The sequence below is a fragment of the Armatimonas rosea genome (assembly GCF_014202505.1).
GTDB classification, from domain to species: Bacteria; Armatimonadota; Armatimonadia; order Armatimonadales; family Armatimonadaceae; genus Armatimonas; species Armatimonas rosea.
Window position 1 is genome coordinate 594,657 of the sequence record NZ_JACHGW010000002.1, and the last position, 24,110, is coordinate 618,766.

At 63.7% G+C, this 24,110-nt stretch carries 23 protein-coding genes; 8 read left to right on the forward strand and 15 right to left on the reverse strand.

Translation table 11 applies throughout. From position 1 onward, the window contains the following. Window positions 1-50: 50 nt before the first annotated feature. Window positions 51-1,739, reverse strand: coding sequence for a hypothetical protein (locus tag HNQ39_RS10675; RefSeq protein WP_184195181.1), 1,689 nt, complete (start codon window positions 1,737-1,739; stop codon window positions 51-53). 63 nt (window positions 1,740-1,802) lie between these two features. Here HNQ39_RS10675 and rsmG point away from each other — a divergent pair, with 63 nt between their 5' ends. Further along, complete coding sequence (rsmG, locus tag HNQ39_RS10680) at window positions 1,803-2,447, forward strand: 16S rRNA (guanine(527)-N(7))-methyltransferase RsmG (RefSeq protein ID WP_184195184.1); 645 nt, start codon at window positions 1,803-1,805, stop codon at window positions 2,445-2,447. A gap of 3 nt (window positions 2,448-2,450) precedes the next feature. Beyond that, a complete protein-coding gene (locus HNQ39_RS10685; protein ID WP_184195187.1) occupies window positions 2,451-3,269 on the forward strand; it encodes a hypothetical protein in 819 nt (272 codons plus the stop codon). On the opposite strand, the gene HNQ39_RS10690 is transcribed toward HNQ39_RS10685, so the two are convergent. From HNQ39_RS10690 to HNQ39_RS10720, 7 genes are all read right to left on the reverse strand, one after another. After that, window positions 3,266-4,150 carry a universal stress protein gene (locus HNQ39_RS10690; RefSeq protein ID WP_184195190.1) on the reverse strand — a complete coding sequence of 295 codons (885 nt, stop codon included), beginning with the start codon at window positions 4,148-4,150 and terminating at the stop codon, window positions 3,266-3,268. The two genes, HNQ39_RS10685 and HNQ39_RS10690, sit on opposite strands and share 4 nt — an antisense overlap. 3 nt (window positions 4,151-4,153) lie before the next feature. Next, window positions 4,154-5,050, reverse strand: coding sequence for a universal stress protein (locus HNQ39_RS10695; protein WP_184195193.1), 897 nt, complete (start codon window positions 5,048-5,050; stop codon window positions 4,154-4,156). 27 nt (window positions 5,051-5,077) lie between these two features. Then, on the reverse strand, window positions 5,078-5,680 hold the full coding sequence (coaE, locus tag HNQ39_RS10700; RefSeq protein ID WP_184195196.1) for a dephospho-CoA kinase: 603 nt from the start codon (window positions 5,678-5,680) through the stop codon (window positions 5,078-5,080). A gap of 51 nt (window positions 5,681-5,731) precedes the next feature. Next, the gene (gene rpsA / locus HNQ39_RS10705; protein ID WP_184195199.1) at window positions 5,732-7,222 is read right to left on the reverse strand and encodes a 30S ribosomal protein S1; all 1,491 of its coding nucleotides are present in this window, start codon (window positions 7,220-7,222) and stop codon (window positions 5,732-5,734) included. Window positions 7,223-7,316: 94 nt separating this feature from the next. Then, entirely contained in the window at window positions 7,317-8,177 is an 861-nt protein-coding gene (gene mutM, locus HNQ39_RS10710; RefSeq protein ID WP_343075962.1) for a bifunctional DNA-formamidopyrimidine glycosylase/DNA-(apurinic or apyrimidinic site) lyase, read from the reverse strand. 66 nt (window positions 8,178-8,243) lie between these two features. After that, on the reverse strand, window positions 8,244-8,714 hold the full coding sequence (gene bcp, locus HNQ39_RS10715) for a thioredoxin-dependent thiol peroxidase (RefSeq protein WP_184195205.1): 471 nt from the start codon (window positions 8,712-8,714) through the stop codon (window positions 8,244-8,246). Continuing rightward, a complete protein-coding gene (locus tag HNQ39_RS10720) occupies window positions 8,715-9,254 on the reverse strand; it encodes a cob(I)yrinic acid a,c-diamide adenosyltransferase (protein WP_184195208.1) in 540 nt (179 codons plus the stop codon). A 225-nt stretch (window positions 9,255-9,479) separates the two neighbouring features. On the opposite strand from HNQ39_RS10720, the gene HNQ39_RS10725 reads away from it, so the two are divergent. Next, entirely contained in the window at window positions 9,480-10,613 is a 1,134-nt protein-coding gene (locus HNQ39_RS10725; RefSeq protein WP_184195212.1) for a sigma-70 family RNA polymerase sigma factor, read from the forward strand. Here the strand turns inward: HNQ39_RS10725 and HNQ39_RS10730 are convergent. Further along, on the reverse strand, window positions 10,606-11,436 hold the full coding sequence (locus HNQ39_RS10730; RefSeq protein WP_184195215.1) for a hypothetical protein: 831 nt from the start codon (window positions 11,434-11,436) through the stop codon (window positions 10,606-10,608). The genes HNQ39_RS10725 and HNQ39_RS10730 overlap by 8 nt on opposite strands. Window positions 11,437-11,546: 110 nt before the next feature. Here HNQ39_RS10730 and HNQ39_RS10735 point away from each other — a divergent pair, with 110 nt between their 5' ends. Then, window positions 11,547-12,380: a methyltransferase domain-containing protein gene (locus HNQ39_RS10735; RefSeq protein WP_184195217.1), complete on the forward strand. Its 834-nt coding sequence runs from the start codon at window positions 11,547-11,549 to the stop codon at window positions 12,378-12,380. Beyond that, the gene (locus tag HNQ39_RS10740) at window positions 12,373-13,509 is read left to right on the forward strand and encodes a hypothetical protein (RefSeq protein WP_184195220.1); all 1,137 of its coding nucleotides are present in this window, start codon (window positions 12,373-12,375) and stop codon (window positions 13,507-13,509) included. Before HNQ39_RS10735 ends, HNQ39_RS10740 begins: the two co-directional genes overlap by 8 nt. A gap of 15 nt (window positions 13,510-13,524) precedes the next feature. Here the strand turns inward: HNQ39_RS10740 and HNQ39_RS10745 are convergent, their stop codons facing one another. Continuing rightward, window positions 13,525-13,839 (reverse strand): hypothetical protein, encoded by a 315-nt coding sequence (locus tag HNQ39_RS10745; RefSeq protein WP_184195223.1) that lies wholly within the window; start codon window positions 13,837-13,839, stop codon window positions 13,525-13,527. Window positions 13,840-13,950: 111 nt separating this feature from the next. Between HNQ39_RS10745 and HNQ39_RS10750 the strand changes: the two genes are divergently transcribed. After that, window positions 13,951-14,718 carry a hypothetical protein gene (locus HNQ39_RS10750; RefSeq protein ID WP_184195226.1) on the forward strand — a complete coding sequence of 256 codons (768 nt, stop codon included), beginning with the start codon at window positions 13,951-13,953 and terminating at the stop codon, window positions 14,716-14,718. Window positions 14,719-14,722: 4 nt separating this feature from the next. On the opposite strand, the gene HNQ39_RS10755 is transcribed toward HNQ39_RS10750, so the two are convergent. Both HNQ39_RS10755 and HNQ39_RS10760 read right to left on the reverse strand, forming a co-directional pair. Then, window positions 14,723-15,964 carry a M16 family metallopeptidase gene (locus tag HNQ39_RS10755; RefSeq protein WP_184195229.1) on the reverse strand — a complete coding sequence of 414 codons (1,242 nt, stop codon included), beginning with the start codon at window positions 15,962-15,964 and terminating at the stop codon, window positions 14,723-14,725. Then, window positions 15,964-17,298 (reverse strand): M16 family metallopeptidase, encoded by a 1,335-nt coding sequence (locus tag HNQ39_RS10760; RefSeq protein ID WP_184195232.1) that lies wholly within the window; start codon window positions 17,296-17,298, stop codon window positions 15,964-15,966. Before HNQ39_RS10760 ends, HNQ39_RS10755 begins: the two co-directional genes overlap by 1 nt. Window positions 17,299-17,409: 111 nt before the next feature. Here HNQ39_RS10760 and rodA point away from each other — a divergent pair, with 111 nt between their 5' ends. Further along, the gene (gene rodA, locus HNQ39_RS10765) at window positions 17,410-18,573 is read left to right on the forward strand and encodes a rod shape-determining protein RodA (protein WP_184195235.1); all 1,164 of its coding nucleotides are present in this window, start codon (window positions 17,410-17,412) and stop codon (window positions 18,571-18,573) included. Window positions 18,574-18,620: 47 nt separating this feature from the next. On the opposite strand, the gene HNQ39_RS10770 is transcribed toward rodA, so the two are convergent. Beyond that, window positions 18,621-19,823, reverse strand: a complete 1,203-nt coding sequence (locus HNQ39_RS10770; protein WP_184195238.1) for an Ig-like domain-containing protein — start codon at window positions 19,821-19,823, stop codon at window positions 18,621-18,623. A gap of 41 nt (window positions 19,824-19,864) precedes the next feature. Continuing rightward, on the reverse strand, window positions 19,865-20,272 hold the full coding sequence (locus tag HNQ39_RS10775; RefSeq protein WP_343075963.1) for an endonuclease domain-containing protein: 408 nt from the start codon (window positions 20,270-20,272) through the stop codon (window positions 19,865-19,867). A gap of 111 nt (window positions 20,273-20,383) precedes the next feature. Between HNQ39_RS10775 and argG the strand changes: the two genes are divergently transcribed. Next, window positions 20,384-21,706: an argininosuccinate synthase gene (argG, locus tag HNQ39_RS10780; protein ID WP_221289942.1), complete on the forward strand. Its 1,323-nt coding sequence runs from the start codon at window positions 20,384-20,386 to the stop codon at window positions 21,704-21,706. 82 nt (window positions 21,707-21,788) lie between these two features. Here argG and HNQ39_RS10785 read toward each other — a convergent pair whose 3' ends face one another. Next, a complete protein-coding gene (locus HNQ39_RS10785; RefSeq protein ID WP_184195244.1) occupies window positions 21,789-24,098 on the reverse strand; it encodes an LPS-assembly protein LptD in 2,310 nt (769 codons plus the stop codon). Window positions 24,099-24,110: the final 12 nt, after the last annotated feature.

Sequence of the window (24,110 nt, forward strand, 5' to 3'; positions counted from 1 at the left end):
GCTCGCTACCCCCTCCGGCTTCGCGAAGGGGGTATGGCCGGAACGGCGCTCTAGTCCGGCCAGGTCTGCCCAATCGCCTGTGCAATCGTGCGTCCCTCGTGGGCAAGCACCTGCTGGAGCTGGTGCTCGACCGTGCGCTCACGCAGGCAGAAGGCTGTCAGGTGGATGGTGTAGACCACGGTCAGGAGCGCGGCGACCGGTAGGGCGCTCTGGCAGAGGCGCGCCGTGATCGAGAAGCGCTTCCCACGCTTGGGGAAGGCGACGACCCCCAGATAGACAAGTGGGGTCAGCAAGGCGAGCGCGATCAGCGCCCACTCTCCGTAGAGCGTCCGCGTGACCGCATTCCAGATCGCCTGGCTGTTGCTACTGCCATCGCCCGCAAGCCCTTGGAACACCCCAGTCAGCGCCATGAAGTTACGGAAGTTGCCCAGCCCCTGCCAAGCGCCCCAGGCCGCCACTCCGAGGAAGATCGCCAGCGCCACAAACGGAGCCAGGTGCCCGACACGGCGGCCTAGCCAGGGCTGGAGGTAGGAAAGGCCACTGAGGGTGCAGAGCAAGACCACTGCGCCGAGGAGTGCCAGGCCCGCCAGGAGCTTCCACTGGGTCTCAAAGAGCGTGGGAGCCCCAAAAGCGGAGGCATCGGTGTTCTTTACAATCGCGCGGCAGGTCGCTCCGGCGGCGAGCTCCTTCTGCCACCAGGCGACTTGGGCGGGATCGGTGCGGGTGACAAACTCCAGGAAGCGAGCATCGCTCTGCTGGCGGCTTGCGTCGTCCTCGGTCTTGAGCGCGGGTGCGCCGACAGGGCGTCCCTCCGCGACTCGCACCATCGCGATTCCGACCAGCGCCCCGATCAGGCTCGACGACTGCCCGCGCATCTTGGCTCCGAGCTGCGCGGTCTCATGGCGGAGCGCGAGGCCCGCTTTGAGGTCGCCTGCCTGCTCCAGCTGCTCCAGGTGCATCGCATGGGCGGTGAAGACCCGCGCCATGCCACGGAGCGCGGCGTAGTGGGGGAAGAGAATCCCGGCATAGCTGGCACTCTTGGTCAGCGAGTTCTGTGGCCCGGAGACCAGCTCCGCATGGCGCACCCGCCCGGCGGCCTCCACATCGATATACTCGTACCAGCGCGGCTTGTTGACCGCCCGGTGCAGGGCGGCCTGCGCCGCGCTGTCTTGGTTGAGGGAAAGGTGCGCAACCGCGGCCATGGCGGGGAAGTAGGCATTGTCGGGATCAAGACGCTCGCCCGCCGCACAGGAGCGCAGCATAATCGCCGCATCGCCTGCCTCATCGGGGTTGGGTATGCTGGTGTAGCGGTTTTTCTGGGGCGGCGAGAGCTCTTCTTGGAGGTCCTCGTGGCCCACCCCGACCGCGCCGCCGTTTTTACAGGCCATACGCGCCAGCGCCGCATGCACCGCGGGCTCTTGGGGGGCTTCGGCGGCGAGTGCCTGGAGCGCGCTCCACTTTGCGCGTCCGCTCAGCAGCAGGGTCTCCGCAAGCCGCACGGGGAGCTCGGTGGAGCCCGACGGCCGCATCGTGGGGTTGACCACAAGAGCGGGGCCGGCTCCCCCAAACGGCATATCGCTCTGCTTGAGGCCCAGGTCGAGTAGCGTGCTCCCGAGCAGAGGCTGCCCCGCTGCCAGCTGCATGTCGAAGCGCAGCGCCCCCCGTGTGAGGGGAACCAGCGAGAGCGAGACAAAGGTCGCAGCGATCAGGCCCGCCGCAAGCACATTCCAGCGTTTCATAGAAGCAATAACGTCGCGTACCGCACTCCGGTTACGGCCTCCACAGGATACAATGCCTGCGGCATGGATAGAGCTACCTTTCTTGCGGCCTTAAAAACCGCCACCGAGGCTATCGGGGTTCCCCTCAGCGAGAGCCAGGCGGCGCAGTGTGCGCACTTTGCCGCACTCGTGGTCGAGACCAACCAGACCCTCAACCTCACGCGCATCACCGAGCCGGAGGCGATGGCGATCAAGCACTTCGCGGACTCCCTCACGCTCCTGAAGATCGTCCCCGAGCTCAAAGCCGGCGCGCGGGTCTGCGATGTGGGCACGGGAGCGGGCTTCCCCGGCGTCCCCCTCAAGCTCGCACGCCCCGATCTTCAGCTCACCCTCGTGGATAGCCTCCGCAAGCGCCTGACATTTCTGGAGGGTGCGCTGAAAACCCTGGAGATTCCCGATGTGACGCTGATCCACACCCGCGCCGAGGAGCTCAAGAACGCCCGCTTCGACCTCGTGACCGCCCGCGCGGTCGCGGCGCTTCCCAAGCTGATTACCTGGTGTGCGCCACTGGTCAAGCCGGGGGGATACTTTGTCGCGATGAAGGGAGCGGAGCTGGAAGACGAGGAAGGCACGGCGGCGAAGTTTGGGCTGACACTGCTCCAGCACCTTGAGCTCACTCTCCCGGATAGTGAAGGCTCTCGCCGAAATTTACTTCTCTGGGTAAAATAGCCCATGCAGGTTCAGGTGCGAGAGCTGGAGACAGGCATGGCGCGGCGGGTCCGGGCGGCGCAAGAGAGCCTGACCGTAACCGTCGGCGAACAAAAGGCGCTGGAGCCGATCTGGTCGCTCTTCTCCCTAGCCTGTGCCTTTCTGGTGGTCGCGCTCTATATCGTGGTCTGCTTCCGCGTCGGGGGAGCCGTGGCGCTCTTTTTGTTCTTGCTGACTCCGGGGATTCTCCTCGCCGCCATGCACTTTCCCCGGGCGCTACCCGCGCGCCACGTCGGAGCGCCGACACTCCGCGTCCTCCTTGCGGAGCCGACCCTGCCGCGGGTGGAGCGCCTCTACAGTGAGATGCTGCTCGTCTTGCTAGAGACACCTGTCCAGAAGCCCGCGCCGCTCAAGGAGCTCCTTAGAGAGGTAAACACCCTGGTGCAGACCGACCGTGCGATGGCGGCACAACAGGCACGTCTCCAGGCCGTGATCGATCCCCTTGCTTTGGGGCATGTTGCGGAGGAGCACCGGCAGCTCACCGCGCGGCTAACCCAAGAGACCGATCCTCTCACACGCACCGCCCTTACGGAGAGCCTCGCGCTCTGCCGGGAGCGCCAGGAGCACCTGCAAGCGCTCCCGCTCCTTCTTCACCGGCTGGAGGCGCAGCGGGAGCTCCTTGGCCAGGGGGTGGCGCTGGCACACGCCGCACTCCTGCGCACCCGCACCGCCCCCCTCGCCCTGACGCCCCCTGAGCTAACCACTCTCCGCGCCCGTGTTCGCGAGCTCACCAGCGAGAGCCAGGCACTCGAAGAGGCGACCCGCTCCCTCAACGAGCTCTAGGCACGCAGGATCAGCACCGATGCCGGCCCTTGGAGCGCCTGGTGAAGCGAGACACTCCCCAAAGTCAGTCGCTCTAGGACACTATGGCCCTTGGCTCCTAGGATCAGCAGGTCCGCACTCGCCTGATCTAGCGCCTGGTCGATCGACTCATGAATCGGCAGTGTCAAGACCACGCTCTCCACAGTCGTGTGCCGCAGCTCCTGAGAGAGCCGCTTGACCACGCTCTGGTTGCGTGTCTCCAGCGCCCGTCGCACCGATGCCGCCACGGAGACCCCCAGCTCGGGGAGCTCACGGTCTAGCACCTCAAGCTCACGCTCGGGGACAGCGGTCATGACCAGGAGATGCGAGAGTCCCTGTGGTGCCAGCTCGATCAGCTGCTCTAAGCAACGGTTGGCATACTCAGAGTGGTCGGTGGCAAAGACCGCACGCACCGGCAGGTCATCGGCCTGAAACAGCTCCGAGGGCCGGGCGATCAGCACGCTCTGGTGCGCTCCCAGCGCAACTCCACGCGCGACACTGCCCGTCAGCACGGCCATCCGCTCGCTGTGGGTGTGGGCCGCATTGAGGGCCACCAGCTCCGCATGCAGGCTCTCCGCACGTCGGAGGATCGCCTCGGTGGGGTGGCCAAAGAGAACCTCGCCCACCGCGCCTGGAAGCCCCTTTGCCGCACTCTCCGCTAGCTGCCGTGCATGGCGGTTCTCCGCCACGACAATCTTCTCAACCTCATCCGACGTGCGCGCTCCCTCAATCCCATAACTGAGGTAGTCGCTTGCGGAGAGGGTATGGACGAACGCGTAGTGCGCCCTGGGGAACTGCAGGCGCTTGAGGAGCGGCACGACCGGTCCTGCCTCCTGATCAACACCGACGAGAACCTGAATCATTGCCTATGCCCTCATCACTAGAACCGAGTACGGCGAGAAGACCGCCTCACGAAACGACGTGCTCCCCAGGGTGAGGCGCTGGAGGAAGCTATGCCCATGTGCTCCCAGGATCAGTAGCTCGGCATTGGTCTCCTTCATCGCCTCCGCGATCGCCTCATGCACGGGGAGGGGCGAGACCCGAGACTCAAAAGTGGTGAGCATGGGATGGAAGCATCCCCCGAGGCGCTCGATTAGGGCATTGTTTTTGGCTTCCAGTGTCTCGCGGACGGCCTGGGTGGGCGGGACGCTCACCGGAGGCAGCATGGGCTCCATGGCACGGAGGCGCTCCTCGGGAAACGAGGTCAGCACGGTGATATGCTGGATTCCCTGCGGCCAGAGCGTGCTCAGCTGGGCAATACAGCGCTCGGAGTAGGGGGAGTGGTCGGTGGCAAGGACGGCACGGAGCGGACGAAGCTCATCGCTCTCTCCCCGCGCTAGGAGTACGCTCTGGTGGGCCCCAATCACAAGTCCCCGTGCGACACTGCCTGTCAAGAAGGCCACCAGCGGCCCCGCGACTGTCCCATTGACCGCGATCAAGTCCGCCTTGCACTCATCGGCGTAGGTCATCAGGCGCTCGGCGGGATTGCCCGTGGTCACCACGGCGACGGGGTGGAGGGCACTGCCTAGCTCTTGGGCGAGCTTCTCCAGCGACCCTGCCGCACTATCCCGATCTTGTTGGGCGATCTCTGCCAGAACGGAGGGCGCGATCACAGGATCGTACTCCCAGCCCGTGTAGATAGGGGGGGGCACCGCGTGCATCATGTCCACCTGTGCTTGTGGAAACCGAAGCCGCTTCAGAAGCCCCACCACGGAAGAGCCTCCCGCTGCCATCGCCAACTCTGCTCCCAGTACAATCTTCATTCTCGTCTCCTGTGCAGGCAGTATAGATCAGCCCGTCGGGGAAGAGATCGGCGTTTTGGCGGATTGCAAGATCGCCGCATAGACTGCCACGACCATACTCTTTGTCTCGTCTAGCGGGATGTCGGTGCGTACCACAAAATCCCCACGTCGCACTTTTTCGTCGGGATCGAGCTGGGAGGCGAGCCGCTGCTGAGCGGCCTCATCGGTGAGGCCACGTGCAAGCAGGCGCTCCCGCTGTGTGGCGTGGTCCGCCGCGACCACCACCACCCCCTCAAACCAGGTCTCCAGCCCGCCTTCAAAGAGCAAAGGCACCTCGTAGAGGAGAACACCGGGAGTGGGGTCGGCCTGGGCTGCTGCGATCACTGCACGCATGCGCTGGCGAATTGCGGGGTGCATGAGGGCATTGAGCCGCTTGCGGGCATCGGGGTCTCCAAATATCTTTGCCGCCAGCTCCGAGCGCTCGACCGTCCCAAAGGCCTCCAGCACGGCGGCACGGGTCGGTTCTCCCTCGGCCAAGACGGCGCGTGCGTCCTCGTCCGCAGAGGCAAGCTGTGCCCCACACTCCGCAAAGAGCTTACTGACCGTGCTCTTGCCGCACGCAATCCCGCCTGTGATCGCCCATGTCTGCATAAAAAACAAAACCCCGATGCTATTTTAGCACCGGGGTTTGTCGTTTTCGCACTACTCTTCGGTAGCGTCTTCTTCGACATCGGCCACCGCGACATCGAGCGGCTCGTCGCCATCGATATCGGAGAGGTCGTCGTCCTCTTCCTCAACACGGCGGCGCTTCTCGCGCTTGCCACCGGCCTTGGTCTTGTTGAACATCTCACCGAACATATCGCCGAGGGTCAGGCCACCGAACTGGTCGGAGCGCATGTACTGGCGGTAGTCACCACCGCCGCCACCGCTGCCGCCACCCTCGTCGTCGTCACGACCGCGCTTCTTGCGCTTCTTGTTGCCGGTGCTCTCCGCGACAGGGCCACCGCCGGCGGGAACGCGCGGCTCGGGCTCGGCTTCGCGAGTGGTCATGGCACGCAGGGAGAGAGTCAGGCGACGCTCATCGGGGCGGACATCCACAACCTTGACCTGGACGATCTGACCGGCCTCGACAACGTCAGAGGCACGGGCCACACGGCGGTGCGAGAGCTCGCTATTGGGGATGATTCCCTCGATGCCGCCCTCAAGGAGGACAAAGGCGCCGAAGGGAACGGGGCGGGTGACCTCACCCTCCACCACATCGCCCGTGCGGTACTTCTCGGCCACACTCTCCCACGGATCGGGGAGGATCTGGCGCATACCCAGGCTGACGCGGCCCTCGTTGGAACCGAGGCGCAGGATCTTCACCTGCACTTCTTGTCCCACCTTGACCACATCGGAGGGGTGCTTCACGCGGGTCCAGCTCATCTCGGAGACATGGAGTAGACCGTCGATTCCCCCGAGGTCCACAAACGCACCGTAGTCGGTGACGCGGCGGATGATTCCGGTGCGAACCTGACCTTCTTCCAGGTTGGAGAGGGTCTCGGCCTTCTGCTTCTCGCGCTCCTCTTCGGTAGCGATACGGTTCGAGAGCACGACCTTGCGAGCGCCGCGGTCCACTTCCAGGACCTTCAGCGGGATCTCGGTGCCAACGAACTTATCGAGGTTCTTGAGCTTGCCGTTGCCCACGTGGGATGCCGGGACAAAGCCACGGATTCCCAGGTCAACCACAAGGCCCCCCTTGACACGCTCGCTGACCTTGGCCATGACGGTCTCGCCGGACTTCAGGCACTCCTGGACACGGTCCCAGGCCTTCTCGAAGTCAGCGCGCTTCTTGGAGAGCTGGATAACGCCATGCTTATCCTCTTCCAGAACCACGACACGGATCTCGCTCCCGACCGGGAACTCAGCTTCTAGTGCTTCACGGGAGAGGGGCTCGCGGGAGATCTCATTGGGGCGAACTAGCCCCTCGGATTTCGTCCCAACATCGACCAGAATACCATCCGAGTCAATGTGAACCACAGTCCCCTTAACCACCGATCCTGGTCGCAGCTCTCGGACAGAGTCGTCAAAATCTCCGTCGCCCCCACCACCGGGCACCTCGATCTCATCGAGCGGCGGCATCTGCTCCACTTCAGTGGCATCGGTCGTGACGGACGTCTCAGCGATAGTCGCCTCAGGCGTCGCGTCGTTCATTTCCTCGGACATAGACTACGATAACTCCCAACAGATACAGCAATTACACTAGGTAGCTGTACCGTTTCTTCATGATTTCCAGTTTTCAAACTATTTAATTTTGGCAGGTGGTACAGAAGGTTGTCCCTCTGCCCCCCAGCTTAATTTTTGTCAGTGGCTCGGCACAGCGAGGACAGGCCTCACCCTCCCGATCGTAGACCCTCGGAACATAGCGTCCCGGTTGTCCATAGAGGTCCACATAGTCGCCTAGTGATCCTCCCAGTGCCACCGCTTCCGTAAGCACCTCGCGGATAGCCTCCGCAAGACACTTGCTCTCTTCCGCCGTTAAGAGTGCAGCCGCCCGAGTTGGGGCCAGCCGCGCCCGAAACAGCGCTTCGTCGGCGTAGATATTTCCCACGCCTGCCACTACCTTCTGGTCCAGAAGAACCGTCTTGATAGCGACCCGCTTCTTGGCAAGCTTCCGAGCAAAAGCATCGGTATCCCAGCCTGCCTCCAGCGGTTCTTCTCCCAGAGCCGGGAGGAGCGCCGCTTCTTCTTGAGCGATCGCACGCCACTCTCCCCAAGCCCACAGATCTTCGTAGTGTAGTGCGGCTCCACTCTCAAGGGCCACACGCACCACACCATACCGTCCTAAGGCATCGTCCGCTCGTTTGAGTAGGACAGCGCCCCGCATCTTCAAATGAAGGCAGAGAGTAATTGAGGAAGAGGAGGAGTTTTCCGCACTCAGCGGAAACAGCAGGTATTTCCCGCGCCGCTTGACATCAAGCACACGCCTACCTACAGCGCGATCTCTAAACTCAGCCTCACTCTGGCCTTTCAGCACTTTAGGGTTGGCAACAGTCACCGCGCAAATCCGACGTCCAACAGCTTCTTTTACAAGCCCTAAACGTAGCGTCTCTACTTCCGGTAGTTCCGGCACGCCCTCTCGCCACCTTTTCTGCTCAATCGTAGGCACACGTGCGCCTATGAAAGCGGAGCTATTTTATCAGCGACGTTAGGGCGGCGTCAAGTTTTTTTTAAATTAGTTTTTCCTTAGGAGCTCCAGCACTGCCTGCGCGTGTCCCTCGGGCTTTACCTTGGCAAAGACATGGGTCACCACACCGTCCTCGCCGATGATAAAAGTCGTGCGCTCGATCCCCATGTAGGGCTTGCCGTAGTTGAACTTCTGCACCCAGACCCCGTACTCCTGCGAGACCGTGGTCTCCGTGTCGGCGAGCAGCGGAAAGGTCAGCTCGAACTTATTGACAAACTTCTCATGTGACTTTAGGCCGTCTTTGGAGAGCCCCAGCACCACCACCCCCAGCGCCGCAAACTCGGCACTCAGGTCACGAAACGCACAGGCCTCCACCGTACAGCCGGGGGTATCGTCCTTGGGGTAGAAAAACAGCACCACGCGCTTGCCACGCAGCTCCGAGAGCGTGATGCTCTGGGTCGCGCCCGAGGCGGCGAGGGTAAAATCCGGGGCCAGCTGCCCCACTTCCGGTCGGCTCATCTAGTCTCTTGTTGTCCTTTTCCAGGGAATATCCGCCTGCCCGGCGCTCTGGTTGGCGGCACGCGCCAGCGCGAAGAGCAGGTCGGAGAGGCGGTTGAGGTAGCGCAGGGTCTCGGGGTTGACCTGCCCCGGCTCGGCATCGCACAGCGTGACCACCGCACGCTCCGCCCGGCGCACCAGAGTCCGCGCGAGGTGCAGTGCCGCTGCTAAAGGAGCTCCCCCCGGCAGGATAAAGTTCTGCAGCGCAGGCAGGCCCGCCTCAAGCGTATCGATCTCGTGCTCCAAGCGCTCCGTGTCTTCCGGGGTGATCCGGGGGACGCTCCGCTCCAGCGGGGTCGCTAGGTCCCCCCCGACCACAAATAAATCGGCTTGAAGCCCCTGGAGCCGTGCGGTCTCCCCCAGAGTCGCCGCCACCCCCAGCGCCGCATTGGCCTCGTCCACACTCCCGTAGGCATCCACCCGGAGGCTGTCCTTGCGCACCCGCGCGCCTCCGTAGAGGCCCGTCTCGCCCGTGTCTCCCGTCCGTGTGTAGAGCTTCATCTGCGGGTGAGTATACCCAGCCCCGCCAGAAAGTTTTTTGAAAAACCGTATTTTCCGTGTTAACCAAAACGGCCCGTGGGCGATCTTGTAAGTGATGAGACATGACTCCCGAGCATCGCAGGATGGAATCGCTGTTCTGTGATGCTCCTTTTTTTCTGAGTTCAGTATGTACCGATTCTAGAGGGAGCGCACCGCTTGCAGGTGGAGGAGAGATACCAGAGCCTTGTGGCGTCGTTTGACCAGGACTACCGTCGGCTGGTCCGCCTCTGCGCACGCCTGAGCGGTAGCAGCGATGCCGCCGAAGACATCGCACAAGACACCCTGATCGAGGCGTGGCGCAACCGGCATAAGTGGACCGGCACGGGCAGCTCCTTTGCCTGGCTCTCCCGGATCGCGGTCAATGTCTGCTGGCGCTGGCGGCGGCGGCGTGGGCGGGACTCCAGCCGCAGTGTGGATGCCCCCGACGATATCCTCGAAAATACGCTTATAGCCCCGGACTGGCAGGCCGAGCTGGAGCAGGGCGAGCTACTCACACTCCTGGATCGCGCCCTCGCCTCACTCCCCGCCAGCACGCGTGAGCTCCTTGTGGCCAAGTACGTCGACGATACCCCGCTCAGTGAGCTCTCCAGCCAGCTGGGGGCCACCACGGGGGCGATCGCGGTGCGGCTCCACCGGGGGCGTCAGGCGCTTCAGAACGTCCTTCAGTCGGAGTTTCGCGACGATGCCATTGCCTTTGGGTTGATCGACCCGCAGACCGCAGACTGGGTGGACACCAAGCTCTGGTGCGCCGACTGTGGCAAGGCGCACCTTCAGGCACTTCGAACGCCGCAGGATATCTTCCAGCTACGCTGTCCCCACTGTATCGCCCAGACCGGTCGCTACTTTGAGGCCGTGGACCTGACCACGCGGGTTGTGCAGCGCATCTTAGGGGAGGCGCGGGGCTTTAGGACGATCCAGAGCCGCCTCGATGCCGCAGGGTTTCGTTACTGCCAGCAGTCCCTGGAGAAGGGCGAGGTGGGCTGCGCCTACTGTGGCAAGCCCACCCGCGTCGTCTGCCTCCCGCCAGATGCCCCCAATAACCCGCTTCCGGGCGAGTACGCGCTGACCATGCGCTGTGTCCACTGCCCCGCCCCGACCCTCGCGATCTCGCTGGGCCGCCTCCTGCTGGGAGCGCCCGAGGCGCAAGAGTTCTGGCGCACCACCCCACGCCTCCGCCGGGTCCCCGAGCTCGCCACGACCTTTGAGGGCACGCCCGCCATCCGCACCCGCTACGAGAGTGTTATGGGGAGTGGGGCGCTGGAGATTTTCTCCGACCAGGCGACCTTTAAGCTGCTGCGTATCCGCCGCGAGCCTACTTAGCGCTCAGCAGTGCCACGCCCTCGGGGTCTTCTTTCTCGTTCTGGCCGGCGACGATCCGGGAGACCAGGGTCTTGGCGACTGCGGACTTCACGGGGAAGGGCATGACCGGGTTCTTGGTGACATAGCTCCCCCGCACTAGCTGCCGGGTGCTCGCATCGAGCCAGTAGGTCTCGGTGTGCTGGAGGTACTCTTTCTCGGTCTGGCCAAACATGGTGGGGAAGGTCATGGTCAGCTCCACCTTGAGGCAGTCGATCCCAAGAACTTTCTCGTTGCCGATAAAGGTTGAGGTCGCGGTGAACTGCCGGTTCTTGAGCATGGGGTTGGGGAGCTCAGTCTTCCAGCTATCCCCCGGCTTGACCCCCGCAGGCGGCACGGGAAACGACGAGAGAATCGGCAGGATGCGCTGGCTCTGGTCGGCGGGATCGGCGGCGGGGTTGAGGCGCTTGGAGATCAGCCCGGTGGGATTGAAGGTAATGGTCACAGGCTTGGGCTCTTCCTCGACGGGGAGGGCCATCCCATTGAGCGCGGCCGCGCCACCCGCCTCGTCGAGCTGCTCCCAGACCACGACACCGGTCGGCAAGACATCCTTGGTCGTGTTCTTAGAGGTGCTCTTGACCGTCAAGTTCACCGCCCCGGCGTCGTCGGGTGTGCGCCCCGTGATCCGAATGTAGGTGCGGAAGCGTAGCTCCTCTCCCTTCTTGTAGACAAAGGTCCAGCCCGGTGCGCTGGCCTGAGCGGCAGGGGCAGCGGTCTGTGCGTGGCTCAAGCGTGGTGCAGCGGCGGCAACCAGAGCGAGCAGGGCAAAGGCAATGGGTCGTTTCATAACGCCGTGATACCGTTTTCGCCCCTTTCTGGCAAGCCAGTCGACGAAAAAGCCACACTTCCGCCGGGTTTGGGTAGGCAAGGGAGGCGATTCTCGGCTATACTGCGCCCGTGACAATTCGTGAGGAGCTCCTCTCGCTCCTGATCTGTCCTGAGACGGGAGCGGCGCTCTCGGGGTGGGATGGGGTCAGTGCGCAGGGAACACTGAAAACAGACGACGGGCGGAGCTATCCCGTCACCGATGGCATTCCCAATCTCCTGCCCGATGCGCTCCGGGGTGGCCCCGCCGACGATACCGAGGTCGCGGAGAAGCGCTCGGAGATGGAGGCGCGCGATGCCCAGGTCAAGTCCTACGACCAGATGCTGGGGCTCAAGCTCTTCACGTACTACGAGGTGCCGCTGACCCTCAAGGCGCTGCCTCTAGAGAGCTCGCACCTAATGCTGGAGGGGGGCTGTGGGACCGGGCGCATGACCCGCACCTTCGCCGAGCGCGTCCGTGGCCTGCTCTGTGTGGACTTCTCCCGCGAGTCGCTCCGAGTCGCCAAGGCCAAGCTGCCTACCGCGCTCGCGGAGAAGGTACTCTTTATCCAGGCCGACCTCTCCCGGCTCCCGGCGCGCTCGGAGGTCTTCGACCGGGTGGGCTCGTTTGGGGTCTACGAGCACATCCCGACACCGGAGGCGCGGGCCGGGGCGCTGAAGCACCTGGCGCGCGCCTGCAAGATGGGCGAGCAAGGCGGGCGACTAGCCCTATCTGCCTACCGCTGGGGGCCGCCGATTAGCTGGATGAGCCAGCAAGAGGGCCACCATCCGGGGGGCATCTACTTTATTCGCTTTACACAGGCCGAGCTAAAAGCACAGTGTGGCTCGCACTTTACTGTCCAGGGTGCCACTGAGGCGCTCCTGTACTATCACTTGATCTGGGGACAAAAACAACACCATGGCTAGTGGCTACACACCCGGGCTGACAGTCAGCCCAAGAACGACGATTGTCAAGACGCGACGGCTGCCGCTCAAAGGCGAGGTCCTGGTGGGCGAGAACGACTGGGTCTCCCCCGAGACCGCAGTGGCGCAGGCCAACCTGCCGGGCATCATGCAGACCGTCAAGGTCGCCTCCCGGCTGGGGGTCGATGCCTCGGAGGTGCCTGAGCTCCTTACTATCAAGATAGGGGACCGGGTCACCAAGGGCGACCTGATCGCACGCACCAAGGGGCTCTTTGGCAAGTTCTTTATCGCCGATGCCAAGGCCAGCACCTCGGGGGTGGTGGAGATTATCTCCCCGATCTCAGGCAATGTCGGCATCCGTGAGGCCCCGACACCGGTCTCGATCACGGCCTATATTCCGGGCCGTATCACCCAGGTGCTTGAGGGCGAGGGCGTCCAGATCACGGCCCACGGCGCGCTGATCCAGGGAATCTTCGGGATCGGGGGCGAGCGCCGTGCCCCGATCAAGATGGTCTCTCAGAGCCCCGACCAGCCCCTCACCGAGGCCGATATCACCCCGGACCTTGCGGGTAAGGTGATTGTCGGAGGCTCCAATATCTCGGGCGCGGCGCTACGCAAGGCCGCGGAGCTTGGGATTATTGGGATTGTCGTCGGCGGGATTGTCGATAAGGACATGGTCGACTACCTTGGCTACGATATCGGGGTGGCGATCACGGGGCATGAGAATATCCCGCTGACCATGGTGCTCACCGAGGGCTTTGGGACAATCGCCATGGCCAACCGCACCTTCAACCTGCTCAAGTCGCTGGAGGGCCGGAGTGCGGCGATCTGTGGCGCGACCCAGATTCGTGCGGGCGTGATCCGTCCTGAGGTCATTGTCGCCGATGAGACTCCCGAGGCGGGGATCAACCAGATCGACGAAGCGACGCTGGACTTCACGCTCCACCCCGGTGTCCCGATCCGCATCATCCGCGAGCCCTACTTCGGTGCCCTCGCGACCGTCACCGAGCTCCCCACCCAGCTCGTGCAAGTCGACTCCGGCACCGAGGTGCGTGTCCTGCGTGCCAAGCTCGCCACCACCGGCGAAGAGGTAACCGTCCCCCGCGCCAATGTCGAGATTGTCGCCGGCTAGGGGGACAGACCGAGCTTACTCTGCGGCGGGCTGCTCTAGCAGCTTGCCGCAGTAGATACAGCTCAGGTGGCGGCGCTTGGTGCGATTGCCACAGTGGGGACAGACCACGATCTGGATTCCCCCGAACTTCCCATCCGCCATCCCATCGCGCAGGTCCACTTCCTGGAGCTTGGCCAGGATCTCCGCCTCCGTCGCGAGGTTCTTGTCCCGAACCAGCTCGGTGAGCGCCGTGCAGATCAGAAACAGGCGCTCTTGGTTGGCTTCGAGCTGCTGGATACGTGCCTCTAGAGGGGAGGCAGAGTCGGTGGCGAGGGCAAATTTATCTAACATCGTGCCCTCAGTTTACCAGACGGAACTTTCCGATACTTCTAGGAGTCTGAAGGAAAATATCTTCGGATTTTGGCAATTCTATTTTTGGTAGTTCTTCCCACGAGTCCTTTTATGAACCCAAGAGCCCTTGTCCTCATCGCGATGGTTGTCGGCCTGTTTCTTCTCTTGTTTGCCCTCGTGCGCTGGGGGCAGGACCTTGAGCGCCGGAGCCGCCACCGCCAGCAGCTTGCACAGCAGGAGCGCACGAGCACCGATCGTGGCTTCTTTGCCGCTTCTGTGCCGAGTAATCCCTCGGTAGGTGCCTTGAGTGCCCCGCCCACCCCGGGCCCGTTTCGGGCGCTCTCTCCCGCTGCACCCGCAGCGCTGCCACGGATTCAAGTGGGCTACCCAGCTCCCGAGCGCCCCTCGCAAGTTGTCTCGTACCTCAACACGATCAGTGCGGTCGAGCGCAACCGCCAGACTACCTGGGGGGCGTGGTGGAAGTTCCTCAGCCCTCCCCAGCCAATCGTGACCGGCAACGCCACAGGCTCCAACCAGACCCAGACCTCCGCGAGCCCCGAGCTTGCTCCGCCCGATCTCATGGCCGCGGCAGCGCTCTGGGACAAGAGCCTCTCCGGGAGCCTCCCCGACTCGACCTGCTTGCCCTTTCATATCGCCTACCTGCACTATCTTGCGCTGGAGAAAGACTACCTGCGCCGGATGACCCTGCTGCAGCAAGAGGGCTCTGCCGGAGAGCTCGCCGCGCTTCAGAAAGAGATGCAGGAGACCCTCCCTGCCGCCGCGCTGCGGGTGCAGGCCAAGCTCCGCGAGCTCCAGCACGACCACCCCGAGCTCGCCCCTGAGCTTCAAAAACTCCAGGTGCAGTCCTACCTCAACTAGAGGCCTACGTCCGCACGACCACGGGGTTGCTACCAAAGAGGGTCTGGGCGACTCGCTCCACATCACTGCGCTTGACCGCTTCGATCCGCTTGGTAAACTCCAGCTCCATGGCCGCGCCGAGGCCGCTGGTCTCGGCGGTGATCAAGGCGCGGGCCCGTGGGAGCACAAGCTGGCGCTGCTGGGAGCGCTGTGCCAGAAGGAGCGTCTTGGCGCGGGTGAGCTCACCGTCGGTGGGGGGGGCTTGGCGAAGCTGGCCCAGGGTCTTCAGGAGGCCGTCGCGCATCGCAAGAGAGCTCTGGTTTCCCAGGATGTAGCCGGCCCAGAGGGTCGCATCCCGCCCTGGCAGGAGCACCGAGCGCACCTCGTAGCCCAGCGCGTTGTCGTCGCGCAGGCGGAAGAGGCGACAGGCCTTCCCCTGTCCGAGCACGGCATCGAGCACCAGCAGGGCGGGCCAGTCCGCACGCGCCTCGGCCTTACTGAGCCCGGGAAAGAGAAACCCCACCCCGGCAGCGGAGATTCCCGGAAGGCTGGGGATCGTGCGGTCGCGCAGCCCCTGCGGGACCGGGTCGATAGTGGGGAGGAGCTCCTTGACACCCGCGGGACGCTGGTTCCAGTCCCCCACACTCAGGCTTGTCTCCACCCAGCGCCGCGCGACCTCGGGGGCAAACTTGCCCACCACCGCGATAGTCGTGCGCTCCGGGGTGCAGAAGTGGGCATAGAAGCTCTTGACATCTCCAACCGTTAGCCGCTGCAGACCCGCGGGATCGCCCTGGACACTGAAGTCACTGCCAAATGCGCGGGTTCGGAGCGTGCGGAGGAGCCGTGGGAGGAGCTCCTCTTCCTGGAGGGCGAGCGCGCGGAGCTGATCGGTGCGTGCCTGGACAAGGGCCTCCTCGGTGAAGCGTGGCTGGGCGAGGGTGTTGAGGAGCAGGGTCTGGGCCGACTGTACCAGGGCGGCCTCGGTGGGCGGGCAGACACTCCACGCTAGGAGCTGGTTGCCGTCGTAGAGGGTCCCGAGCGCCCCAAAGCCATCGACATCGCGCTGGAGCAGCTCCGGGGTGCGGCCCTGCGAGTCGCCGCCGAGCATGCGTGCGAGCAAGGGACCGACTCCTCCTTGGCGCCGCTGCTCGACTCCCCCGAGCCGAACACTGGCCGCGATCGCGGTCGCGGGGGCACTGGGGTCGGGGACAAGGATAAGGGTGGTGCCACTGGGCAGGCGCAGGGGCTCAATGGGATTCTGGCGCATCAGGGCTTGCCTCCTTCCTGGGGCATGTGGAGGGGCAGGGGGCCCAGGAGCGCAACCGACCGTAGGTTGGGGTGGAGCGTGGTGCGCAGGAGGGTCTGGAGCTGATCGCCTTGAACGAGACCCAGCTGCTTTTCGAGCTCCTCTTCCAAGCCTGGGGTATCCAGGGCATCGAAGCTGACCAGCCGGTGTGCCGCGCTCTCGACACTTGCCTTCTCGGTTGCCAGCTTGCCCAGCCACGCGCGGCGGCCCGCTTCCAGCTCGGCGGGGACAAAGCCATCCTCCAGGATGCGCCGGAGCTCGTCGAGGACCGCCGTCTCCAGCCGTGCGGCGTTGCGTGGGAGCCCGGTGGCCTGGATCAGGAAGAGACCTCCACAGCGCTGGGGAACCCACTCCACCCGCACTTTTAGAGCGAGCTCTTGGCGGTGCACTAGGGCACCCGCGAGCCTGCCTTGGTCGTCTTGGGCGAGGATCTCCGCAAGGAGGGCAAGGGCCGCTCCCGTAGTGACATCGGCGGCGGGCGGGCAGCTCCAGCCCAGCACGACAGTCGAGGTACCGCGGCTCCCGCTAACACTATCTGCCGCAGCACGTAGCCCTACCCCATCGCGGCTTGTGGGTCGCACCAGGGCCTGGCGCAGGGGGCGGGCCACCGGGGGGCGCTCCGGGCCGGTAAACACTTGGCGCGCCAGTGCCTCGACCTCCCGTGCGACAACCGGCCCTACCACACAGAGGGTCATCCGGTCGGGGCGGTAGCAGGCCGTGTGCACTGCCCGGAGATCGTCCTCCGTGAGCTTGCTAACCTGCGGCCACTCGCCAAAGAGAGGCGGGCCATAGGGATCGCCCGGAGCATAGAGGGCCTGGGTCACGGCGGCAGTCCCGCTCCGAAACGGGTCGGCGAGCTCCAGGGCCATCTCCGCCTCGACCACTTTCTTCTCCGATTCGATATCCGCGGGCCGGAAGGCAGGGCGCAGGGTGAGTGCGCCAAGGGCCTCCAAGAGCCTCTGCCAGCCCTCTAGGGGCACGGTCGCCTCGAAGAAAGTCGCGTCCCGCAGTGTTCTCGCTCCCACCTCGCTCCCGAGATTCTCCACGAGCTGGTCGAAGGTGCCCGGTTTCTGCTCCTCCGTGCCTTTGAAGACCAGATGCTCGATAAAGTGGAGGGTCCCGCTCCGGGTGCGGTCTTCATCGCCACTCCCCGTGCGGATGGCAAGGCTGATTCCCACCAGCGCCGCCTCGGGCCGCTCCACGACAATCAGGCGAAGCCCTGAGGGCAGCACGCGGCGCTGTGGGGTTCCCGGAGGATCGACGGGCTTTTCCGCCTTGGTTTTGTCCTGTGCCATGGCCACAAATGGCGGTATAATCGCGTAAGTGCTAATGGCTGTGAGAAAGTGACGACGATTCACGCTTACCCATTCGCCGCAACGTCCGCCAATTCCTGCCTGAGTGTGTCCATGCTAGAATCCCTGAAAACCCTCATAGAGCCGCGCCACCGGAAAAATATCGACTGGGTGGTGGTCTTCTGTGTGGTCTTGATCATGTGCGCCAGTGTGGCGACGGTCTACTCTGCCAGTGCAGGGCACGCTCGTGAGCTCGCGCAGGCGCACCGTGTGGGGCTCCTACAAGCCGGGCGACAAGCAGTCTTTGATCTGCTGGGGCTGGGAATCTTGGCCTATGTCGCCACCCGCGACTATGTCGGGGTGCAGCGCCATACCAACCTTCTGTACTGGGGCAATATCGCCTTTCTCTTACTGGTAAAAGTTTTTGGAAAAGAGAAAAAGGGTGCGGCGCGATGGATCGATATCGGTCCCTTGCAGTTTCAGCCCTCAGAGCTAACTAAGATCTGCGTGATCTTAACCCTGGCGGTCTTTCTCGTACGCGTTGGCCCCCGTATCAAAGAGTTTCCCGTGTTTTTGAAGTCGCTCTTTCATATCCTACCCCCTATGCTCTTGATCAAGATGCAGCCTGACCTGGGAACGGCACTCGTGATCGCGGCGATCTGGCTTGGAATGGTCTTCTTGGCGGGTGCGGACTGGCGGCACTTAGCGGCACTGGGGCTTGCTGTTGTCGCGCTGGGGACGGTTGTCTGGAAGACGGGTAAGGGCTTGGAGGGCTACCAGAGAACGCGGGTCGAGGTGCTCTTTATGTCTCGCCAGAACATGACCAAAGAGCAGCGCGATCAGGCATATCAAGGGGATCAGGCGCTACTGGCCGTGGGGGGGGGACTTGTGACGGGGCAGGGCTTCCGTAGAGGACTTCAGACCGGCGGTGGCTTTGTCCCCGATAACTGGACGGACTTTGCCTTTGCGGCCTTCGCCGAAGAGACGGGCTTGATTGGCTGTCTGAGCCTTCTTTTTGTTTATATGGTTCTCTTGGGGCGCGGGCTTGTCTGTATCGCGGAGAGTGAGGACACGCTCGGTCGGCTGATTGCAGGAGGCGTGTTGACTTATATCGGGTTCCACGTCTTTGTCAATATCGCGATGAACTGCTCTATCGCTCCCGTTGTGGGGGTGCCTCTTCCGCTGTTTAGTTATGGGGGAACAGCGGCGTGGACCAACTGCATCGCAATAGGCCTGCTTCTCTCCGTGCGCATGCGCCGCCGCAAGCTGCAGTTTTAAGATAATCTTGCGCCGGGGAGCAGCACGCTCCCCGGCGCTTTTTCTGTTTAGAGCGTCCCGAGCACGGTGACACTGGCGCTGCCGGACTTCCCGCTGGCGGTGTGGGTGAAGGTAATCAGCACGGGGCTGCTGGTGACACCGAGCCCCTTGATCTTCCCATTGGCATCTACGGAGACCAGCGCCGCATTGCTAGATGCCCACGTCCCCTCTTCCAGCGGGAGGATTGTCCCCGAGCTGTCCTTGAGGATCGCTTGTAGGGTGGTCTCTTGGTTGACCGTCAGGGATGCCGTCGCGGGGTTGATGGTGACACTATTGACGGTCGGGGTGGTGACCGTGACACTGGCGGTGCCAGTCTTGCCCGTGGCGGTGTGGGTGAAGGTAATCGTAGCCGCGCCGTTTTTGAGGGCGGTTACCTTGCCGGAGCTGTCCACGCTGGCGACGGTCGCATCGCTGGAGGACCAGGTTCCCGGAGCGGCGGGGAGGGCGCCGTTGCTGGCATCGCGCAGGGTGGCGGTGAGGGTCTTGGTCTGGGCGACTGTCAGGGCATTGGTGGTGGGGGTCACCTCGACACGATCGACAATCCCCGCCGCGCTACTGGTCACCACCACGAGGCTCGTCCCTGCCTTCCCGGACTCGGTGTCGGTGAAGGTGACATTGGTGGAGCCCTCTTTGAGCGCGGTCACCTTACCCGCGCTATCGACACTTGCCACGGTGGCATCACTGGAGCTCCAGCGGGTCTTGCTGGTGCTCAGCGGGACAAGATTGCCCGCGCTGTCCTTGGCGGTTCCGGTGAGGGTCTGGGCGGAGCCGGGGCGGATACTCAGGCTCGCCGGGGAGACCTCGATGCGATCCACAGTGCTGGCGAGCGAGAGCTGGAGGTTGGTCTGGTTCCCACTGGATACCGTCACCTTGGTACTGGACGCCGCCAGCGCGACACCCTGCGCATCGGCGGCGGGGAAGGCACTGGCATCGACACTCAGGTCACCGGGCTGGAGCCCAAAGAAGACCAGCGTGCTAAAGCTCCCCGAAGCGGGGCGGTTGGCCACGCGGAAGGTCTGAAAACCACCGGCATCCTTCACCACCACCCGGACACTCTGGGTCGCCGCGGGCACGAGGCGGGAGATCTCCGGCCACTGAATCCGCATCTCCAAGCCCGTCGCCGGGGCCACCGACGAGCCCCCGCAGCCACTCAGGCTCAGGGATGCCACGCCACAAGAAAGCATCAAAAACGCCGCTACCGTTACTCTCATACCAAAGCTATTCGGCACTGAGACCCGTGATTCCTTCCCCCCTAACCCCCGCCCGGCGGGGGGACAATGCGGTTTGTGGCTTCTATGATTTTGGCGAGGGTGAGGGGAAGCTGGTGGAGAACTTCACTGTTGGTGAGCCGCACGATACGAAATCCACAGCTAGCTAGGTAGTTGTCACGCTCGGTATCTTTCTCCGCTTGTAGCTCGCTGTTGTGGTAGCCACCGTCCACCTCAATAATCAGCCGGAACTCGGGGCAGTAAAAATCAAAGATGTAGGTCTCGTAGGCATGCTGGCGACGGAAACGAAGGCCTGCTAGACGCTTTCCACGTAGCATCTCCCACAGTGTTTCTTCGGCCTCTGTCGGTGTCATTCGGTTCTCCCAGGCCCAGCGCTGGAGCTCTGGGGAAGCGCCACGCCAGTATCTTGGTTTTGGTTTCATCGCCCACATAACGGTTGGGCAGGGGCATTTCTGACAAAATCGCAAAAAATTCCTTTTTGTCCCCCCGCCGGGCGGGGGTTAGGGGGGCGAAATCCCTTTACGATACAATACTCCTACACTATGGATAAGATTCTTCTCTCTCTCCCCAAAGGTGAGAACGTCGGTATTGCGTTCTCCGGGGGCCTTGACACGTCGGCGGCGATTGCCTGGATGCGGCACCATGGCGCGATTCCCTACACCTACACGGCGCACCTCGCCCAGCCCGATGAAAAAGACTACAACGACATCACCCGCCGCGCCCTGGAGTACGGTGCCGAGGCCGCGCGCCTGATCGACTGCCGGGACCTGCTGGTGCACGAGGGGCTGATCGCGCTGCAGTGCGGGGCGTTTCATATCTCCAGCGGTGGCAAGACCTACTTCAACACGACCCCGCTAGGCCGCGCGGTCACGGGGACCCTGCTGGTCAAGGCGATGGAGGAGGACGGTGTCAATATCTGGGGCGATGGCTCCACCTACAAGGGCAACGATATCGAGCGCTTCTACCGCTACGGCCTGATGGCAAACCCGGCGCTGCGGATCTACAAGCCCTGGCTGGACCAGACCTTTGTGACCGAGCTGGGCGGGCGCCAGGGGATGAGCGAGTGGCTCGTGGCCCATGGCTTTGACTACAAGATGAGCGCCGAGAAGGCCTACTCCACCGACTCCAATATCTGGGGCGCGACCCACGAGGCCAAGGAGCTGGAGTTTCTCTCCAAGGGCCTGCGGATTGTCGAGCCGATCATGTGCGTGAAGCACTGGGACCCGAGCGTGGAGATCGCCGCCGAGGAAGTCAGCATTCGCTTCGAGGAGGGCTTCCCGGTCGCGCTGAACGGGCAGAGCTTTGAGAGTCAGGTCGAGCTGGTGATGGAGGCTAACCGGATCGGGGGGCGCCACGGGCTGGGTATCTCCGACCAGATCGAGAACCGCATTATCGAGGCCAAGAGCCGCGGCATCTACGAGGCCCCCGGAATGGCGCTGCTCTACACCGCCTACGAGCGCCTGCTGAGCGCGATCCACAACGAGGGGACGATCGACAACTACCGGACGCTGGGCCGCAAGCTGGGTCGCCAGCTCTACGAGGGCCGCTGGTTCGACCCGCAGAGCCTGATGCTGCGCGACACGCTGCAGAAGTGGGTGGGCCGCGCGATCACGGGCGAGGTGACCCTGGAGCTACGCCGCGGCGACGACTACTCGATCCTGGACACCACCGGCCCGCACCTGACCTACCACCCGGAGCGCCTCTCGATGGAGCGTGTCGAGGGCGAGGCGTTCTCTCCCATCGACCGCATCGGGCAGCTGCACATGCGCAACCTGGATATCGCCGACTCCCGCGAGAAGCTGGCGGTCTACCAGGAAGCCGGCGTCCTGCCCGCCGGTAGCGGCATCGGTGGGCTGCTGGAGTAGCGCCCCCGCCTGAACCCACTCGCCTCGTGCCTCGGCACCCTCCCTTGCGGCAAGGGAGGGCCAGGGTGGGTTCAGGCGGGTTCTAGAAAAAGCCACCAAGCCCGGTGTCGATCGGGGTGCCGTAGCGGCCGCCTTGGGTGGTCTTGGGCGACGGGAACGCTTTTAGGCGCAGGGAGATATTGATGCCCTTCTCGGTGCGGAAGCCGAAGGGCTGGTCCACGTAGCTGAGGGTCACTTCGTAGTCGTGGTACTCGCGGGTGAGGGCCAGGGAGTTGGCGTCGAAGCGGCGGGTGACATTGTTGTAGTTGCTATTGGCGATCAGGCGCGTGTCGTTGTCGAGGAACTGGGTGCCCAGGATGGCATTGACCTGGCGGAGCTTCTTGGCGGTCGGGTCGTAGCGGGAGCTGGTGTCGAGGATAAACTTGGTGCTGCGCTGGAAGTGGCCGTAGTGGTCTAGGACAATCAGCTTCCCGCTGTTGATATCGTAGGTCGTATTGAAGCGGCTGTGGTGGCTCTCGTTGGGGCGTAGCTCGGTGGTGACACTGAGCTGGTTCCAGGGCGAGTTGCGCACACCGGGGATCGGATCGAGCCGGGACTGCAGGATATCGTAGCCCGTGCTGAGCCTCACGCTGGCGTGGCCGCCGGTCTGGCTGTAGTTCAGGTTGAGGCTATTGACACTGGAGGCAAAGTCATTGCGAAACCCCGCAGGAGTTCCCCCGTACGGCCGGGAGTAGTTGTAGGAGAGCGCTGCGGTCCCGGCGGCCCCGACCTGCTTGTTAAGGCTGGTGTTCTGGCTCAGGACATACTGCGCCGCATAGCCGCCGTCGTAGATGGACTGCTTGAAGCCGCCGCCGGTGTCCAAGCGAACCCCCTTGCCGAGGGGAGTGCTCTTGCGATTGAGGTCGGTCTGGAAGAGAAAGCGCTGCGTGTGGAGCTGGCCGGTGGTCCCCGACGACGAGATGCTCTCGAGGAAGTCGCCGTAGCCTAGGGTGACCCCGGAGAAGTAGGTGCCTAGGGTGCCCTTGAGCTGGTTGGCCGTGAGGGTGAGCTCCGGGAGCTTCTCCGTGCCTCCAAAGAACGAGCTGCCGCTGCTGGTGCCTGTGGTGGCATTGCGCAAGTTGCGGTTGGCGACCAGCTCGGCGCGAAATGGCCCCAGGGTCCCCGATGCGCGCAGCTCGCCGGTCTCTTGGATGCGCCCCGAGCGGGTGGTGGTTGAGGCATTGAGGCTATCGGTGCCATTGAAGCGCAGGCTCAGGCTCCCGTTCTTGGGCAGAGGGAGCTGCTGATTAAGGCCATAGGTGGTTGTGCGGTAGAGCGAGCCGCCCGAGTCCGAGCTGTTCTGCCCGAGGGTGACCCCCGTGGTGATCCGTCCCACGTTGCGATTGAGCGCGAGGTTCGTGTTCTGGGTCTTGGAGTTCTGGGTCGCGGCGAAGTAGGAGTTGCTCTGAAAGTCCGAGCTCAGGCGGGCATCGATCTCCCCGAGGCGCTGCTCGTGCTGGACCTGGCCGTTGAGGTTGCGGGCGTTGCGGCTCTTGTCGTTGAGGGTGTAGAGATTGACACGGCCCGCCATGTTTTGCCCGACCCGGTAGGCCTGGTCCGTGCCCAGCCCGATTCCTTTTTTCTCCATCAGGTCCACGCGTAGCAGGCCGGGCAGGGTGCGGGCGAGCGAGTAGCCGATCACGGCCTTGATAAAGTAGCCCTCTTCCTGGGTTCGTCCAATATTGGGCAGGTAGCTGTAGCGCGGCTCCTCCACGATCGGGATGCTGAGGTGCTTGAGGCGCAGGACCGGGGTGTCGTAGCGGTAGAGCGTGACATCGCGCAGGGTGATGCGCTTCTTGGGGATCAGCTCGGCATAGCCAAAGCCGATCTTGGCGTGGGGGTTGATCAGGTCGCAGGTCGTGAGAAAGCCATCGGTGGCCTTGATGATGTCGCCCTCCCGCTGGATGGTCTTGCCCCAGAGCGAGAGCGGCTGCTGGAGCGCGTTTCCCACCCGAGCCGGCTGCAGGACCGTCCGGGCGTCCTGCGCCTCGAACTCACGGGTCTTGCGGTTGAAGCCAATGCGCTCCGCCAGAAAGGTCTCCTGGCCTGTCTCCATCTTGACATTGGTCTCAAAGGTAATGTAGTCCCGCTTGTCGTCGTAGGTGGCCCGGTCACAAGTAACAATGTAGCCATCGTAGACCAGCTTGACGTTGCCCGTGAGGAGCGCGCCGCCGTCGATGACGCGCAGGTGATCAGCGGTGGGGAAGACCTCTTTGCCGCGGGGCTGGCCGCTGTCTCCGGGCGTCTGTGTGGGGGAGCTTGGAGCCTGGCCCTGGGTCATGCGGGGCGGGAGGAGGCTACCACGGGGGGGCTGGCGGGGGGGCGTGGTCTGAAGGTAAACGACAAGCGGCATACAGGCTCAGAC